This window comes from Paenibacillus xerothermodurans (assembly GCF_002220865.2).
GTDB classification, from domain to species: Bacteria; Bacillota; Bacilli; order Paenibacillales; family NBRC-103111; genus Paenibacillus_S; species Paenibacillus_S xerothermodurans.
The window spans coordinates 1-16677 of record NZ_NHRJ02000013.1; the positions used below are offsets into that span (position 1 = coordinate 1).

The 16677-nt window shown below is 52.0% G+C and carries 15 protein-coding genes, 1 rRNA gene and 2 pseudogenes; 5 read left to right on the forward strand and 13 right to left on the reverse strand.

Annotation, left to right across the window (positions count from 1 at the left end; genetic code table 11):
* The 7 genes from CBW46_RS16390 to CBW46_RS16420 all read right to left on the reverse strand — a co-directional run.
* Positions 1 to 98 (reverse strand): 16S ribosomal RNA (locus tag CBW46_RS16390); the annotation flags it as partial.
* Positions 99 to 508: 410 nt separating this feature from the next.
* Complete coding sequence (locus CBW46_RS16395) at positions 509 to 1375, reverse strand: inositol monophosphatase family protein (protein WP_089201081.1); 867 nt, start codon at positions 1373 to 1375, stop codon at positions 509 to 511.
* Between the two features lie 431 nt (positions 1376 to 1806).
* Positions 1807 to 2577, reverse strand: coding sequence for an enoyl-ACP reductase FabI (gene fabI, locus CBW46_RS16400; RefSeq protein ID WP_089201082.1), 771 nt, complete (start codon positions 2575 to 2577; stop codon positions 1807 to 1809).
* A 99-nt stretch (positions 2578 to 2676) separates the two neighbouring features.
* Positions 2677 to 3666 carry a UV DNA damage repair endonuclease UvsE gene (uvsE, locus tag CBW46_RS16405; RefSeq protein WP_089201083.1) on the reverse strand — a complete coding sequence of 330 codons (990 nt, stop codon included), beginning with the start codon at positions 3664 to 3666 and terminating at the stop codon, positions 2677 to 2679.
* Between the two features lie 162 nt (positions 3667 to 3828).
* The gene (locus tag CBW46_RS16410) at positions 3829 to 4149 is read right to left on the reverse strand and encodes a hypothetical protein (protein WP_089201084.1); all 321 of its coding nucleotides are present in this window, start codon (positions 4147 to 4149) and stop codon (positions 3829 to 3831) included.
* A 116-nt stretch (positions 4150 to 4265) separates the two neighbouring features.
* Entirely contained in the window at positions 4266 to 5405 is a 1140-nt protein-coding gene (locus CBW46_RS16415; RefSeq protein WP_089201085.1) for a D-alanine--D-alanine ligase, read from the reverse strand.
* Positions 5406 to 5535: 130 nt separating this feature from the next.
* Positions 5536 to 6558, reverse strand: coding sequence for an amidase domain-containing protein (locus tag CBW46_RS16420; RefSeq protein ID WP_089201086.1), 1023 nt, complete (start codon positions 6556 to 6558; stop codon positions 5536 to 5538).
* 239 nt (positions 6559 to 6797) lie between these two features.
* On the opposite strand from CBW46_RS16420, the gene acnA reads away from it, so the two are divergent.
* On the forward strand, positions 6798 to 9503 hold the full coding sequence (acnA, locus tag CBW46_RS16425) for an aconitate hydratase AcnA (RefSeq protein WP_089201087.1): 2706 nt from the start codon (positions 6798 to 6800) through the stop codon (positions 9501 to 9503).
* A 156-nt stretch (positions 9504 to 9659) separates the two neighbouring features.
* Here acnA and CBW46_RS16430 read toward each other — a convergent pair whose 3' ends face one another.
* Positions 9660 to 10403 (reverse strand): IclR family transcriptional regulator, encoded by a 744-nt coding sequence (locus CBW46_RS16430; RefSeq protein WP_089201088.1) that lies wholly within the window; start codon positions 10401 to 10403, stop codon positions 9660 to 9662.
* 279 nt (positions 10404 to 10682) lie between these two features.
* On the opposite strand from CBW46_RS16430, the gene CBW46_RS16435 reads away from it, so the two are divergent.
* The 4 genes and pseudogenes from CBW46_RS16435 (at position 10683) to CBW46_RS22365 (ending at position 13025) form a co-directional block, all read left to right on the forward strand.
* Positions 10683 to 11705 (forward strand): alpha/beta hydrolase, encoded by a 1023-nt coding sequence (locus CBW46_RS16435; RefSeq protein ID WP_089201089.1) that lies wholly within the window; start codon positions 10683 to 10685, stop codon positions 11703 to 11705.
* A gap of 126 nt (positions 11706 to 11831) precedes the next feature.
* Positions 11832 to 12194, forward strand: a pseudogene (locus CBW46_RS22355) (DUF2935 domain-containing protein); the annotation flags it as partial.
* Between the two features lie 228 nt (positions 12195 to 12422).
* Positions 12423 to 12596: pseudogene (locus tag CBW46_RS22360) on the forward strand (Fe-Mn family superoxide dismutase); the annotation flags it as partial.
* 12 nt (positions 12597 to 12608) lie between these two features.
* Positions 12609 to 13025: a superoxide dismutase gene (locus CBW46_RS22365; protein WP_424446654.1), complete on the forward strand. Its 417-nt coding sequence runs from the start codon at positions 12609 to 12611 to the stop codon at positions 13023 to 13025.
* 104 nt (positions 13026 to 13129) lie between these two features.
* On the opposite strand, the gene folE is transcribed toward CBW46_RS22365, so the two are convergent.
* The 5 genes from folE to lepB form a co-directional block, all read right to left on the reverse strand.
* On the reverse strand, positions 13130 to 13720 hold the full coding sequence (folE, locus tag CBW46_RS16445; protein ID WP_089201091.1) for a GTP cyclohydrolase I FolE: 591 nt from the start codon (positions 13718 to 13720) through the stop codon (positions 13130 to 13132).
* 85 nt (positions 13721 to 13805) lie between these two features.
* Positions 13806 to 14018 (reverse strand): YneF family protein, encoded by a 213-nt coding sequence (locus CBW46_RS16450; protein ID WP_089201092.1) that lies wholly within the window; start codon positions 14016 to 14018, stop codon positions 13806 to 13808.
* A 366-nt stretch (positions 14019 to 14384) separates the two neighbouring features.
* On the reverse strand, positions 14385 to 14909 hold the full coding sequence (locus tag CBW46_RS16460) for a methylated-DNA--[protein]-cysteine S-methyltransferase (RefSeq protein ID WP_089201093.1): 525 nt from the start codon (positions 14907 to 14909) through the stop codon (positions 14385 to 14387).
* Entirely contained in the window at positions 14887 to 16056 is a 1170-nt protein-coding gene (gene queG, locus CBW46_RS16465) for a tRNA epoxyqueuosine(34) reductase QueG (RefSeq protein ID WP_089201160.1), read from the reverse strand. Before queG ends, CBW46_RS16460 begins: the two co-directional genes overlap by 23 nt.
* Before the next feature lie 24 nt (positions 16057 to 16080).
* Positions 16081 to 16677, reverse strand: a complete 597-nt coding sequence (gene lepB / locus CBW46_RS16470) for a signal peptidase I (protein WP_243633357.1) — start codon at positions 16675 to 16677, stop codon at positions 16081 to 16083.

The window sequence follows — 16677 nt, forward strand, 5'->3', positions numbered from 1 at the left end:
CCGCCGCTAATCTCACCCGAAGGTGAGATCCGCTCGACTTGCATGTATTAGGCACGCCGCCAGCGTTCGTCCTGAGCCAGGATCAAACTCTCCAATAAAGTGCTGCGTTAGCAGCGGTCTATCAGCTAAGCTTGTCTTAAGCTCAAAAAGTAATGCTAGCGAGAATTTTCATTCTCTTTATTTTACACTCACTCGTTGTTCAGTTTTCAAAGGGCAATTACTCATGCACCTCAACGTCTCCGTTAAAGGCGACCCAATTAATATAACACATTCACCCACCACATTGCAAGCATGAATTTTTTCGGTGGGACCGATATTCACATGCGCAACGCCAGCCGTTCATGGCAGGAAGATAAATATAGCATGTATCAAAGACCAATTGCAAGCATTTCAATGTTGTTATTTTTTTCCTACATCAAAGTATGTTGGCGCAGCTGCACTTATGCACATAATAATAGCCTATTCAGCCCGCAGCAAGCAGGGAATAGGCCCAAATCGTTCTACGTTCTCATACCGTGATTTTTAATGCGTTCGCATGAGCAAGTTCCGTGTGGAATTCCTGATGGATGAGCCCGTTGGAGGCCATCACATTGCGTACTCCGAGATGATATGGGTTGCCTTCAGTATCTGTTATTGTGCCACCGGACTCTGTAACCAGTAACGCACCCGCGGCAATATCCCAAGAGTTCAGGCCAATCTCCCAAAAACCGCTTAAACGTCCTGCGGCAACATAAGCCAAGTGCAAAGCGGCTGAGCCGGCTACCCGAATATTGCGCACCTTGGACGACAGCGCATTCAAGCCGAGCAAATTCACAGGCAGCGCCCCGGTACGGTCGGCCGGCAGCCCCGTAGCAATTAAGCTGTCAAGTAATCTGGCCTCCTGCGAGACGTGCATTCGCTTGCCTTTTACATATGCTCCCTTTCCTTTTTCAGCGACAAAAAGCTCATTAAATAATGGATTGTAAACGACTCCAACGATAACTTCACCTTTGTGTGCAAGTGCAATGGACACGCTGAAAAACGGAAACCCATGGACAAAGTTAGTTGTGCCATCCAAAGGATCCACAATCCATAGATATTCAGCGCCACTCATCTCTTGCAGAGCCAGCTGCGACGCGGCAGGTCCCGGCTGTACACCCTCCTCCCCCAATATAGAGTGCTGGGGAAAATGAGTCTGGATGAGATTGCGTATCATTTTTTCGGCGCCTTTATCCACTTCGGTCACAAGATCCTGAGCTGAATATTTTGTTTGTAAGCTGTTGAAATCCCCAAGTTTACTTTGGATCCACTCACCGGCCTTCGACGCCGTGTTTATGGCAACTGCCGTAAAGTTTTTGCTGCCTACGCTAAACGTAGGGTTTGTTTCGCTTGACATCTCAATCAGCCCTTTTTTTGCAAAAAATAGATTTCACTATCAACCTCAGTATAGTAAATATACGTGTTAAAAGCTATATTGTTTCGCGGATACCGACCTGCGGAGCGTTTGTGCGGCCCTGCAAGAACGTCTCACTCACACACGAGCATGGTAATGGTAGATACGCTGCGGAACGGGAAACCATCGGCTTTATAATTTTGGTAATAAAACAGCACTGTCATTTCATATAAACACATTACACGCCACAACCTTGATCGCCACACGAGAGACACCCGGAGAATGCAGAACGTGCCTCAAGCGGAAAAAAAAGCACAAAAACAAAAACTGTTGAGCAAACTCAACAGTCAGTGCCGGAGTTACCGGGTAGAACTCCGCGAACGGTTGGACCACTATAAGGTTATGCGGTATGGCCCCTCGGTATGACTCTCCTACTAAACTCCTACTATATGATAGCCATTGTCCACATAGATCACTTCGCCGGTGATACCGCGCGAAAGATGGCTCATGAGAAACATAGCTGTATCGCCAACTTCAGCCGTTTCCGTCGTCCTGCGAAGCGGAGCCTTCTCTTCCACCGCGCGTAGAATGGAGTTAAAGTCCTTGATGCCTTTGGCGGCCAGAGTACGAATAGGTCCTGCGGACACCGCATTGACACGCACATTGAACTGCCCTAGATCGTTGGCCAAATAGCGAACGCTGGCTTCTAAAGCTGCCTTGGCGACGCCCATAACGTTGTAATTCTTCATTGCTCTTTCCGCACCAAGGTAGGTCATTGTCATAATACTGCCGCCCTCGTTCATCAACGGGTACAATTTTTGTGCCACTGCCACCAGCGAATAAGCGCTGATATCGTGCGCCAAAGCGAAACCTTCACGGGAGGTGTCAACAAACAAGCCTTCCAGTTCCTCGGTTTTCGCGAAAGCTATGCTATGGACAAGTCCGTGCAGCACGCCAAAATGCTCCTTCACCGCGGCTGCGAGACCTTCAATCTCCGCGTCCACCGTCACATTGCAGGGCAATATCACTGAGTTCGGAATGGTGCCGGCGAGCTTCCTCACGCGCTCCTCCACCCGCTCACTCTCATATGTAAAAGCAAGGCGTGCGCCATGGGACGCCAACGACTGGGCGATCGCCCATGCAATACTGCGTTCGTTAGCCACACCCATAATAAGTATGTTTTTGCCGGATAGCAGTTCAGTCATAACGCAGAAATCCCCTCTCAAATAAAATCAGGCCGCAGGCTTGTACCCTCACTAAAATTACCTTATTTTACCTGATATTTCAAGTCACATTTATGTCTGCTATGCCAGCTCAAAGGACGCTTGATTCAATACGTTCACGCCTGCTTCATCATGTACGTCCTCCATCAATTTGAATAGTGCTTGATCTTTCTTTTTCGCCTCGATCATGATGTCCAACCGAGGGGTGTGAGGGGCGATCGCACGCAAAAACTGCATTAACACCGGCAAGTCAATGAAGTCTGCGTGTGCGCGCACATCTTTCTCATTTTTGGGGCTTGATACGTGAATTTTGGGCGGCAAACCGTGCTCGTAGTACTGACTGGTCTCTCCCTGCCACGTGCGCTGAATCCGCGGCCACAGCTCGGCAGGATCACTGTGCTCCTCCTCGTGGTTCACCTGATGATGATGGACGTCCAGCACCATGGGCGCGCCGACCTGCTCACATACTTCCAGCGTTTCCGCGGCGGTAAATGTTTTATCATCGTTTTCCAGCGTGAGTCTTCTTTGAATGCGGGCGGGCAACTCCTGGAACCGTTGGACAAAACGGGCGTGAGCGGTCTTCTTATTGCCGTACGTGCCGCCTATGTGAATGTTACATTTTGCCGATTCCCCCAATCCCATTGCTTCCAGCATGGATACATGCCGGTCTAGATCTTCAAAGGAATGCTTGAGCACGTCTTCCCTCGGAGAACTTAGCACAGTGAAATGGTCGGGATGAAAGCTCAGCCGCATATTATGTTCCCGAGCATATCTTCCCAATTCGGCGAAGTCATCTTTCAACACGGGCATCGGATCCCAATCGGCCAACATCTCATGACCTAACAGCGGGATCAGCCTGGAGGAGCAGCGGTATACGTGAATATCATAAGCGCGGTTATGCTTCAAAAGTCTTAGCGTATTATGGATGTTTTCGGCGGCAATACGCTCCAGCTTGCGGACTGCGGCTTGTCGATCATGCAGCTTGGCAAAGTTGGTTGCCGTCATTGTTTTTGAGGGCGAGGCGTTAGCGACAAGCATCGACATGGCAACATAGCCCAAGCGAACAATCATCTTCATTCACGCTCCGGTTTCAATGTGTTATACGGCATAGATTGCCCATTACGCGATGAGTCGATGCTTTTTAACGGGATGCCGTCCCGTACGGCGGCATACATTTGCGGAAATAAAAAAACACCTTCCCACTCCGGAAAGATGTTATCAAAATGATGTGAATTACGCCTGCTGCAAGCTGAAAAACATTTCATGCGCCAGCGCTGTCTGCACTCGCGACTCTTCCTCGGTCAACCGCCGGACGAGCTCCATTTCTACTTGTGTGACTTCTTCCCCTTGGAAGTTGATTTCCGCTATAGACGCAATTATTTTCACGATCGCCGTCGCTTTGTTGTCGGGCGTGTAAGCGATGACCATCTGCCCTGTCGGAAATACGCGAAAACCGCTTTTTACCATCTTACCACGGCCATATTCCAACAGTTCGTATAATTCCTGCTCGGACTTAAATTTGCAGACAGAATTGAATTCCGTTTGAAATCCCATTGTTGTTCTCCTCCCAAGCGGCGGCATTTACTGCTGATGCATACAGCATAACGTGAGTTATACGGCCATGGCAAGGTCTGTTCGCCCGGATATGCCATGTGAATCGGCCTGCACCATTACGCCTGCACTTCGAAACTGTACCGCAGTCGCTGCTTATCATTGTGGCGCTTTATGGCAAGGATAATCAGATCGTCGAGCAGCTCGCGGTAAGGTTTGCCCGTCTCCTGCCATAGCAAAGGATACATACTGAAAGGAGTAAACCCCGGCATCGTGTTGATTTCATTGATAAAGATTTTGTTATCTTCTTTTCTCAAGAAGAAATCCACGCGGGAGAGACCGGAGCCGTCGACCGCATGAAATGCGCGCACGGCCATCTGCCGGAGCTCCTCCGACAGCTCTGTCGAAATTTCCGCAGGTATGACCATGGATGACTTGCCGTCGATGTATTTGGCTTTATAATCATAAAACTCGTTCGAGGACATAATTTCCCCAACCACAGAGGCCTGAGCTTCATCATTGCCCAGCACTGCCACCTCCACTTCCCGGGCATTGATATTTTCTTCGATGATCACCTTGCGGTCAAATTGAAATGCGTCTTCGACTGCTTGTATTAACTCGTCACGATTCCGGGCTTTGTTGATGCCCACGCTCGAGCCTAAGTTCGCAGGTTTGACGAAGCAGGGGTAGCCAATAGAAACCTCAATTTCCATCAGGAAAAAAGCCTGGTCTTTTTCCCATTGTGAGCGTGTAAAGTGACGGAATACACACTGGGGCAAGCCTTCTTGAGCAAATATCTTCTTCATCATGACTTTGTCCATACCGACTGCGGAAGCCAGGACACCCGCTCCAACATAAGCGATATTTGCTATCTCCAGCAAGCCTTGTACCGTGCCGTCCTCGCCAAACGTGCCGTGCAGGAGTGGGAAAATGACATCCAGCGGCTTGTGCTCTGCTTGCGTATTGCCAGCACCGGCCTCCGCTGCGGGTTGGAGCGAGGCAAAAAACGGCTGCAGTGCCGCCGACGCGCCAACGCCTCGCGCCGCTTGATTATCAAAGGTGAGGGCTGACACATGGTCTACTGGTCCCTGCAGCTGCGGCCCGCGGCGCCAATCACCCTCTTTTGTTATGTAGAAAGGAACCACTTCGTACTTGTTCATGTCGAATGCTTTGATCACGGCGAGCGCGGTTTGCAGAGATACATCGTGCTCCCCGGATTTCCCGCCGTAAATTAATCCGATGCGAATTTTGTCGTTCATAAATAACCTCCGAAAAATCATTGTATATGCATAGAACAACGGCAACCCGCCTCGAGAAGACTGCCAAGCAGCAAAATCCGGTGCAATAAGTTCGATAAAAATGAGTTATGAGTGCGGCATGAGCCTCTTATCACACATGATCTGCGATGTGCAGGAACTGGTATTGGGTGCGCTCCGTCCAAGCGGGTGAATCTACGTAGCTCCAATAACGGTGTCGGCTGTGGGAGGTATGGGCGTTCACCAGCGGCATGCCGTTAGAATCCTTGGCGGTCACCACTGCGCTATGCTGATAGCGGCCGTCGCCATCCCAGTCATAGCTAATCACATCCCCCAGTTGGAGCTGGTCCGGTCGAGACACGGCTTCAGCGCGCAGCCCGTTCCGGCTATGCATGAGATATGTCTGCAGGCTGTGTGCTACCGACCAGCTGAAGCTCCACAGTTCCTGCCCGTGGTAGCGTCCTTTGTACCACCAGCCCGAGTCCCTTTTTCCAGTATAGTTCATCGCCGCCCCGCCTGCAAAGAGGCACTGGGAGACATAATTGGTGCAATCTACCTCGAATTCCAGGTACGCAGGATTACCTTTCGCCCACCAACTATCAGCGTATTCGACCGCTTTGTTCCGATTATATGCTTTGCGGTCCATCGATTCCAGATAAGGCACAACATTGTAATTTAAATAGGGTTGGGACGGGAGGCGCGGGAAGATTTGGTCGTGCAGGCTGTCGTATTGTTCCGTGGCTGACTCTGTCGGGTTCATCCTGTCCAGTACGGTGCTGAATTCAGCGTCTAACGGCTTGATCTGCGTAACATACCATTTATCATCCAACTGCCCGAGCACAACCCGTTCGGTTTGCAGCTGCTGCTGCTCGAATTCGGTGCTGCTTATCGTCCCGACCGAGGTCCTTTTTAGCTTAATATCCGCGGTGATCGCCTGCGGCTCCTGGGACACCCCGATAAGGGCCAGGCGTGTTTCACTTTTCACCGGAACGAAGCGGCGGTCCTGATCAGAATGTGCGGTGCGGGCCAAGCGCTTGATCTCACTCTGCAAATAATTCGTATCGGTGACAAAAGGCAGCAAAGGTGCGATGGAATAATCCATGTGCGTTTGATTTTTATGGTGGACGTAATCATAGAGCGTCGTTTTCCAAGACATACGAGCTACCCCCATTCATTGGTGAACAGACAACAATAACCCCACTATGGCTTGCCGTCGCAGGCATGATAATTATTCCAAATATATGTAGGTTTTGTGCCAAAAATGATTCAATTTAGCCTTTACGAAGCGTCCTCCACGATGTATACTTGAGGTACGGCAAATATGAAATCGTGTTTCACTAGATGAAACACCTTGATTTCTGCTAAGATCGCCTAGTATGAGGAGGAAAAGTAATTATGGCTAACAAAGACCAGTATTCGGTACGTACGCCGCTGGAAGTCGGCGGTAAAACGTACCACTATTACAGCCTTCCCGGATTGGAGCAGCAAGGCCTGGGTAACATCTCGGCTCTGCCTTTTTCCATTAAAGTACTTTTGGAAGCGGCTGTGCGCCAGTTTGACGGCAGAGCCGTCACTTCCGAGCATGTAAAACAAATCGCAAACTGGGCCAAGGAACGCGATGATAAGGAGATTCCTTTTATCCCGGCGCGTATCGTTCTGCAGGATTTTACCGGTGTGCCGGTGGTCGTTGACCTGGCTGCCATGAGAGATACAGTGAAACGTGCGGGCGGAGATCCGAAGAAAATCAATCCTCTCGTGCCTGTTGACCTCGTTATCGACCACTCCGTAATGGTGGATGCTTTCGGAAACAAGGATGCTTTGGACACAAACATGAACTATGAGTTCGAGCGCAATGAGGAACGTTACCGCTTCCTGCGTTGGGCCCAAACGGCTTTTGACAATTTCCGTGCCGTGCCTCCGGCCACAGGAATCGTGCATCAGGTGAACCTGGAGTACTTGGCATCCGTGGCAGCGACCAAAGTCGTTGACGGTGAAACAGAAGTGTATCCTGACTCTCTCGTAGGTACGGACTCCCACACTACCATGATTAACGGTCTCGGCATAGTTGGCTGGGGCGTTGGCGGTATCGAAGCGGAAGCAGGCATGCTGGGCCAGCCGTTGTATTTCGTGACTCCGGAAGTTATCGGATTCAAGTTGACAGGCACTTTGCCGGAAGGCGCCACAGCAACCGACTTGGCGTTAACCGTCACCGAAATGCTGCGCAAAAAAGGCGTGGTGGGCAAATTCGTTGAATTCTTCGGACCGGGCTTAAGCAACATCAGCTTGGCAGACCGTGCAACTGTGGCTAATATGGCTCCGGAATATGGCGCGACGATCGGTTTCTTCCCAGTGGACAACGAATCATTAAATTATCTGCGTGGTACCGGCCGTGATGAAGCTCAGATTGCACTCGTAGAAACGTATTATAAAGCACAAGGCATGTTCCGCACCGACGCTACGCCGGATCCGACGTTCACCGACGTAATTGAGCTTGATATGTCCGCTGTCGTGCCAAGCTTGGCAGGTCCGAAACGGCCGCAGGACCGGATCGAACTGACGTCCATGAAAGAATCGTTCAACACGATCGTCCGTACACCGATTGAGAAAGGCGGCTACGGCTTGAGCGACGAGAGAATCGCTGAAACCGTGGAAATCAAACATCCGACCGGTGAAGTCAGCAAAATGGGTACAGGCGCGGTCGTTATCGCTGCAATCACCAGCTGTACCAACACCTCCAATCCGAGCGTTATGCTTGGCGCAGGCTTAGTAGCCAAAAAAGCAGTGGCGCGCGGTCTGAGAAAGCCGGCTTACGTAAAAAGCAGCTTAACTCCCGGCTCGCTCGTTGTGACCGACTACCTGAGAAACGCTAACCTGTTGGAGTCCTTAGAAGCGTTGGGCTTCCACGTGGCGGGTTACGGCTGTGCAACCTGTATCGGCAACTCCGGTCCGCTGCCTGAGGAAGTCGGGCAAGCAATCGCCGACAATGACATGACCGTGGCGGCAGTATTGTCCGGTAACCGCAACTTCGAAGGCCGTGTGCACGCACAGGTAAAAGCCAACTACCTGGCGTCCCCGCCGTTGGTTGTGGCTTATGCACTTGCAGGTACGGTGAACATCGACTTGGCGAACGATCCAATAGGTTATGACCAAGCGAACCAGCCTGTCTACCTAAAAGATATCTGGCCGACCAACGCGGAGATCCAAGAGGCTATCGCGTCGGCGATGAGCCCTGATATTTACCGTGCGAAGTACTCCAATGTGTTCCGTGCCAATGCCCGCTGGAACGCGATCGACGTACCGGAAGGCGAGTTGTATGAGTGGGATGAAAAGTCAACCTATATCGCTAATCCTCCGTTCTTCGAGAACCTTGGCGCAGGTATTGCCGATATGGCCGACATACGCGGAGCAAAAACCCTCGCACTACTAGGCGATTCCGTGACGACCGACCACATCTCTCCTGCTGGTAACATTAAGGCTGACAGCCCTGCCGGCAAGTTCCTGTTGGCGAATGGCGTAAAGAAGGAAGATTTCAACTCGTACGGCTCCCGTCGCGGTAACCATGAGGTGATGATGCGTGGTACATTCGCGAACATTCGCATTCGTAACCAAGTTGCGCCAGGCACCGAGGGCGGCGTGACAACATACCTGCCTACCGGCGAGGTGGAGTCCATCTACGATGCTTCGATGAAATATCAGCAGCAAGGAACAAATCTGGTCGTTATCGCCGGTAAGGAATACGGCACAGGCAGCTCCCGTGACTGGGCAGCGAAAGGTACGTACCTGCTCGGCGTGAAAGCTGTTATCGCAGAGAGCTTCGAACGTATCCACCGTTCCAACCTGGTAGGCATGGGTGTACTGCCTCTGCAATTTGTTGAAGGTACAGGTTGGAAAACTTTGGGTATTACCGGTACAGAAACATTCGATATCAGTGGATTGAACAACGAAGTACAGCCTGGGCAGCGCGTGAATGTGACTGCAACAAGGGAAGACGGCACCAGCTTCCACTTCGAAGCCATCGTTCGTTTGGATAGCCTGGTTGATATCGACTACTACCGTAACGGTGGTATTCTGCAAACGGTATTGCGTCAAATTATGGCCTAATCTAATTTCTTTGCAATCCTCGCAGCGAACGCGGCTGCGGGGATTTTTCGTATTATGGATGGGAACCCGGAGAAAGCGTACCATGGGGGCAAGCCGGAGAAAGTCGTGCTAACAAAAAACGCAGCCTTAGCCCAATCGGGCTTGCTGCGTTTACGCTTATTTCAACATCGTGCCCATGCGGCGGGCGGCTTCCATTAGCACCGGCGCATGTGCTTTCATCTTCTCAGGTGTGAGCCTATTGGAGGGCCCACTCACCGCGAGCGCCGCCACAAGACGATGGGAGCGGTTCAATATCGGGACCGCTACGGCTGCGGCTCCAGGCTCCCGCTCCTCGAAGCTTGTCGCGTAGCCGAGCGTCTTCGCCTCTTCGAGCTGCCGTATATACACGCTTTGCTCCATACCGGCCGGCCACGAGGGGTCCTGCCGAATCGCTTGCTGCACCTCCGGATCAGCGAAGGCCACTAGGATCTTGCTGGATGCGCCAACATACAGCGGCATCCTCGCGCCAATCGGAGCCACACGGCGAATCGCTTGGTTGCTCTGCACCGCTTGGACGCGGATACGCTCCATGCCATCGCGCACATACAGGCTGACCGTCTCGTCCAATTGATCCCGCAAGTGCTCCATCTCCGGCAGAAGAATGAGCGCCGGGTCATCGCTGTGCGTCAGGTTCGCCGACAGCTCCCAAATTCGGAATCCCAGCCTATACTTCTCCGAGGCCGGATCACGCACGACAAACCCCCTGCCCTCCAATGAAGCCAACAGCCTGTGCACCGTACTCTTGTGAAGGTCGACACGAGCAGCAATTTCCGTCAAGCTCAAATCCTCTGAATCGGTGAAACAGAGCAGAATATCTAAAGCACGTTCCACCGCGCGCACTGTCGATTTGCCATCTTCCATCTCATTTAATCCCCCGACTTTTTGTTTCACTTGATGAAACTCAGTTACATATAGTATAACTCAACCCGCACCCAGGGTAAAGCGAATTATTACCTGAACAGGCTGTATTACAGCCAGATTACAGCTACCTTACATGTTGTCGTATCCGATTGACGCAGGCGCACAGCGGCTTTAGTATACACTTAAGGGAATGAAGACCCGTCGAGTCCTCATGTTTTCCACACGCCGTACGCGGCCCACAAAGCAACAAGACATCCACGTTAAACAGGAGGGATTCCGATGGAACAAAACCCTGCAGCGTCCGTTGCACTAACCCCTGCCACCACGCAGGTAGAAACTACGGTTCAACCACAATCCATTGCCCGGCGCAGAATCAGGCAGCTGCTGATTGCTCTCGTCTCATGTGTATTGCTGTTCTCCAGCCTTGTTATGGCCTTTCATGCTTACATTGCATGGACACTTGCCCGGCCGCATATCGACCAGCTGCGTTCGAATCCTATGCTGTCCATTGGGGCAGCGTATGAGAATATTGAGTTTCCCAGTGTGAATAGCAGTTCTATTCTATCCGGTTGGTTTATTCCCGCAGACCATAATTCCTCAACCAGTAAAACCGTCATTTTCTCGCATGGCTACGGCGGCAACCGGGAAGAAATCTGGGTTCCCTTGTACAGTTTGGCCGAACAATTACATAAGCAAAATTACAATGTGCTTATGTTCGATTACGGTTACGTGCAGCCCAAAGCAAGCGTCACCGGAGGAATTCGCGAATCACAAGAGCTGTTGGGGGCGGTCAAGTTCGCCAAGGAGAGAGGAGCCGGCGAGGTATACGTGTGGGGCTTTTCCATGGGTGCCGGAACCGCACTGCAGGCCGCATTGCAAACAGAAGATATCTCCGGCATGATCCTGGATAGCACTTTTATTCTGGAGCCGGACACACTTTATCATAATATGAAGCAAGAGGCGAATCTGCCCAAGTTTCCGTCTCAGCCTCTGGTACATCTATTCTTTCCGTTGATTAACGGAGTGAGCCTCAACCAGATCCCTTACGGCCAGGTCAAAGAGGCCGAGTACGATATGCCAATCTTTTTCATCCACAGTCAAAAGGATGAGCGCGCGCCTTTCGAAATGGCGCGGGAAATTTACCGTAATCAACCCGATGCTTCGGGCTCGAAGCTGTGGCTTGTTGAAAACGACGGACATGAGTTGATTTTCAAAGGCCACCAGGAAGAATACATCGCTCGAGCGATGGGATTCTTAAAGAATATGCCTGCCAGACAGCACACTGCTGCAGCGCAAACGTGAGCGCCTTAGCCGCGCTTGAACATAGAGCCAAGCCTCCCCGAATATATGTAGTCTTGATAGCCCGACAGTATGGGCTGCGAGAGTACGGGGGAGGTTTTTTCGATGCTCCAGGTGTATGAGGGTATGATGCCGCTCAGGGTCTTAGAGGAGATTCGGAATTGGAAGAAGCGTGAAAAGGAACATTCGCTTCTGGTCCGTTCTGTCGTCCCGGCCCTGGAAGCCGGCTATACGTCGGTTCTTGGATTATGGGAGCATTCATTTGAACAGGCCGAACAGACAGCCGTACAATGGATCCGCGCAGCTCTCGACTCACGGCTCCCCTTCAGCCCATACGATATTGATGCTGTATTCGAGTTGATCAGGGTGTCTACCATCGAATCTCAGCAGTTTGTCCGACTGCTTCGCAAGATGCAGGAGAACAGCGAAGTTCTTCGTACCAGGGCAGAACACTTGGCTGTCGTCCGGCATGTCATCAGCGAATCCGAATACTTCATTGGGCTATTTCAGTTTGTGAACAATGATCCTCCTAGAGAATTGTACTATGGTGTCCCACAGGTCCATGCTTACTCAGCAATACCGGCGCCGGGGATTGCACACCAACAGCAGCCCCACACAACAGACAGAGCAGAACAGGCGGAGGCGTTGACCGCCACAGGAGAAGGCACTTGGTCGCAACAGCCCCCTTCCCAGCAGCCCATAACAGTCGAAGGGCAGAAGCTGCCTCCGCTGCCATACGCGTATGACGCATTGGAACCCTACATTGATGCGGAGACGATGCGGCTCCATCACGATAAACACCACCGCAGTTGCTTGGAAGCCTTGAACAACGCGAAATTGATGCTCGCAAGCGCCCGCCAAGCCGATGATTACGTTCTAATGAAGCACTGGCAAAATGAGTGCACGATGCACGGCGTGGGCCACTATCTTCACACGCTATTCTGGCTCAGCATGGGGCCTCAGGGCGGAGGGGAAGCGACAGGAACAATAGCTGCGGACATAACCAGCTCCTTCGGCAGCTTTGAGGTGTTCCAGTCACTATTCACCGCCGCGGCCAATAGCGTAGAGGGCGCAGGCTGGGTGGTCATGGCATGGAGCCCGCTCAATAATCAACTCGAAATCGTTCACGCCGATAAAAATAACCATCTGTCTGCGTGGCCCGTGATTCCGCTTCTTGTGCTTGATATGTGGGAACATGCATATTATCTGCAATACAAAAACAACCGCCGCGATTATATTGACGCATGGTGGCACACAGTTGACTGGCAGCAGGTGAACGAGCGCTTATCGCAGGCTCGCAGCACCAATTGGCCATCGTTATGATGCGGCGCAAAAAATCCTCTCCCGCTCCGGGATTCGTCATTCCGGGCGAAAAGAGGATTCTCTGCATACTGCACCGTAATATCACAGTGGCTCGGGTTCGTAGGCTAGTGTTTCACAAGTGACAAAAATTCAGAGCGTGCGGCTGCGTCCGTGCGGAACAACCCGCGCACAGCGGATGTAACTGTTTTGCTGCCAGGCTTCTTTACGCCGCGTGCGCACATACACAGATGCTCGCCCTCAACCACGACCATGCAGCCATGCGGAGTGAGCTCAGACTCGATGATATCCGCTAACTCTGAGGTTATCCGTTCCTGTACCTGCAGCTTGCGTGTTACGGCCTCAACCAGCCGCGCGAACTTACTTAAGCCGGCGATTTTACCGCTCGGAATGTAACCGATGTGTATTTGCCCAAAAAACGGCGCCATGTGATGCTCGCATTGGCTGTAGTACACAATATCTTTGACGATCACTAATTCTTCATGTTGTTCGTCAAAAGCGACGCCCAAGATGTCTTTGTAGTCGGCCTCATATCCCGCAAATATCTCCTCATACATCCGGGTTACCCTGGCGGGTGTATCTACCAATCCCTCTCGGTCCACGTCTTCACCAATCAGACGCAGAATCTCTCTTACATGGCCTTCAATCAAAGCCCGGTTTTCATCCACGCGGGTATTTCGATATTCTCTAGCCGGCATAACTTAACCTCCTTCATGCTAACCTAACCTTAGGCTAACTCTTCCAACGTTGCCCGTGACCGCCAAGCCCCGGGCACATATATTTTTATCGGCGAAACTTTTGTTTTTTCATCATTTGCTGAGCTTTTTGCATTTGCTGTTTATTCATGTTGTAGCCCATCTTCTTAGCCATTTGTGCCAGCATCTCCGGATTGTTTTGCATATTCTCAATCTGTTTGCGCAAGTAATACACACCGGCGAAAAAGCCGCCTACCGCGCCTACCAACAGCGTGACGATCGGAATAATGTAGTCCCACATTATGTTATTCACCCTTTTTCAGAAGTTATCCATTGTACATCATAGCAAATAGTCTTCAAGTGCACAAATGCTAACGCACGCCGTGGCAGGCGCTTATCATACGTGGCTGCCGTCGCATGATCACTACCTATCAAAACCGACATCATAGTTACGTTGAGCGCGTGGACGTACATTTCATTATCCATAGTGCGAATGTCGGAAAGCTGCACGCGCCCCGTTGCCGGAATAATCGTTCTCCCCAAAAACTACCCCGGCTCGAGATGCTCAACATGTACGTATCTCATCGTTTTCTCCCCTGAAAACTTTGCAAGCGGAAAGTGATCACCCAGTATCATCCCAGCCCAGCTTGCTGCAGCACCGCCGTTCCTAGCGCGCAGAGGATATCTCGCAGCCTTCCGTTTGCAACAAATAGGCTTTCACGTTCAATCCCCCGCCATAACCCACCAACGAACCGTTTGCGCCTATCACGCGATGGCAGGGCACGATAATCGGTATAGGATTGCGATGGTTGGCGCCGCCGACCGCCCTGACCGCCTTTACACCATTGATCGCTTGTCCGATGTCCTTGTAGGAGCACACTGTACCATAAGGAATACGAACCAACGCCTCCCATACCTTAACCTGGAACGGTGTCCCGCGGAGATCCAGCGGCACATCGAATGTTCGGCGGTCGCATGCAAAGTACTGCTGCAGCTGTTCCTCCACGTTTCGCAGGGCGGCATGGTCAGACCTCCACTCACGCGTCTTGAACCAGCGCTGCGACCACTGCTGCAGTTTGGGTTCCACATCGGCGAAACGTCCAAACTCGATAAGGCAAAGTGCGCTCCCGGCAGTGCCAAGCACCAGCGGACCTATTGGAGAGTCTATTTCAGTATACCTCATGCAGAGCATAGGCCTTGTCCAACTCCTTCAGTACTATTTCATCGGACTCCTCGGCTCTGGCCTCATTGATCGCGTCGATCGCCTGCGAGTTCCCTATGCGGCCGAGCGCCCACGCTGCCGCGCCCCGTATCTCAGGCCTGATGTCGTGTCTCAACAGGTCGACGAGTTCAGGCACCGCCGTTTCATCCCGAAAATGCCCTAAAGCCAGCACCGCATTCCGCTGTATTGGCTTTTTGCCGCGCCATGCTGCGGAGCTGGTTCCGAACCGATCCTTGAATTCACGGTTGCTCATGTGCAGCAGGGAGGTCAGGAGCGGTTTGGCCTGCTCTGGATCCGGTTGCAGTTCAGGATGGTGAGTCCAGTTTTTACCCTTATTTTTAGGGCATACAATCTGGCAGGTATCACAACCGTACAAGCGGTTGCCGATTTTTTCTTTCAACTCATCGTCCTCGATATGGCCTTTTGTCTGAGTGACAAAAGAAATGCACCGCTGCGCATTCAACTGCCCTGGACCGACAAGCGCGCCGGTAGGACAGGCGTCGATGCAAAGTGTGCAATCGCCGCAGCTCTCCGTGACCGGCACGTCAGGCTCCAACGGCAGATTTGTGATCATTTCCCCCAAGTATACCCATGAACCGAACTCGGGTGTGATCACGGAGCAATTCTTGCCGACCCAGCCTATTCCCGCCCGCTCTGCTACAGCCCTGTCTACCAGCGCGCCTGTGTCCACCATAGTCTCCAGCCGGGCGTCCGGCACACGCCCGAGGATCCATGCCTCCAACCGCTGCAGCCGGTTGCGCAGCACTTGATGGTAATCCATGCCCCATGCGGAACGGGACAAAATCCCCCGGTAAGCGCCCTTCTCCGACCTTGGGGCGTCCTTCATCTTGGAAGGATAGGCCACAGTGATCGATATGATGGATCTGGGTCCGGCCAAGCTGAGCGAAGGCTCAGTCCGCTTCTCCAGATCGGGCTCCTCGAACCCCGACTCGAAGCCTTTCTCCCTGTGCTGTTTCAGTATACTTTTTAGATCAACGAAAGGATCTGCACTGGAAATGCCTATCTTGTCGATCCCGAGTGTTTCGGCCGCCTCTTTCATGTCAAGCTTCAGCTGGTGCCAATCTATATCGTTCCAATCTGCTGCAGCTTCCGACATCATTTTATTTTCACCTCGTTTCTTTTACAGTGATTTGAATTTATCCCACGGCCAGATGATCCATTCAACGCGTCCCTCCACTTGTTCCAGTGAGATGGCTCCGAAGCTGCGGCTGTCATAGCTGGCATGGCGGTGACGGTTATCCCCCATAACAAATAAGCAGCCCTTCTGCACCGTGTACGGATCAAACCCGCCGTCCTCAATCGGCGTGTCCGTGTAGGCTTCCTCTACTTCAACCCCGTTGACGAACAGCTTCCCCTGTTGGATGACCAGCTCATCACCTTCCACCGCGACTACCCGCTTCACTAAGTAAGGATGATCGGAGTTAATGCCGTCAGTCTCCCGCAGCACGATGACATCCCCACGCTCAGGCGCGCCGAAAAAACGAATGGTCTTGTTGATGAACAGCCATTCCCCTTCTTCCAAAGTAGGCTGCATAGATGCGCCCTTCACCGTCGATAGATGGAAGCCATATTGATGTACCAGCACAACTACCAGCAGTGCGATGACGACAGATTTCATCCAATCCCAAACCTCAGCCAATAAACCGGCAGAGCCCCCCATTGGCATTGTATGCCCGGTTAACTCTCCGTCCGGCTTTCTCGGCGCAAAAAAACGCAT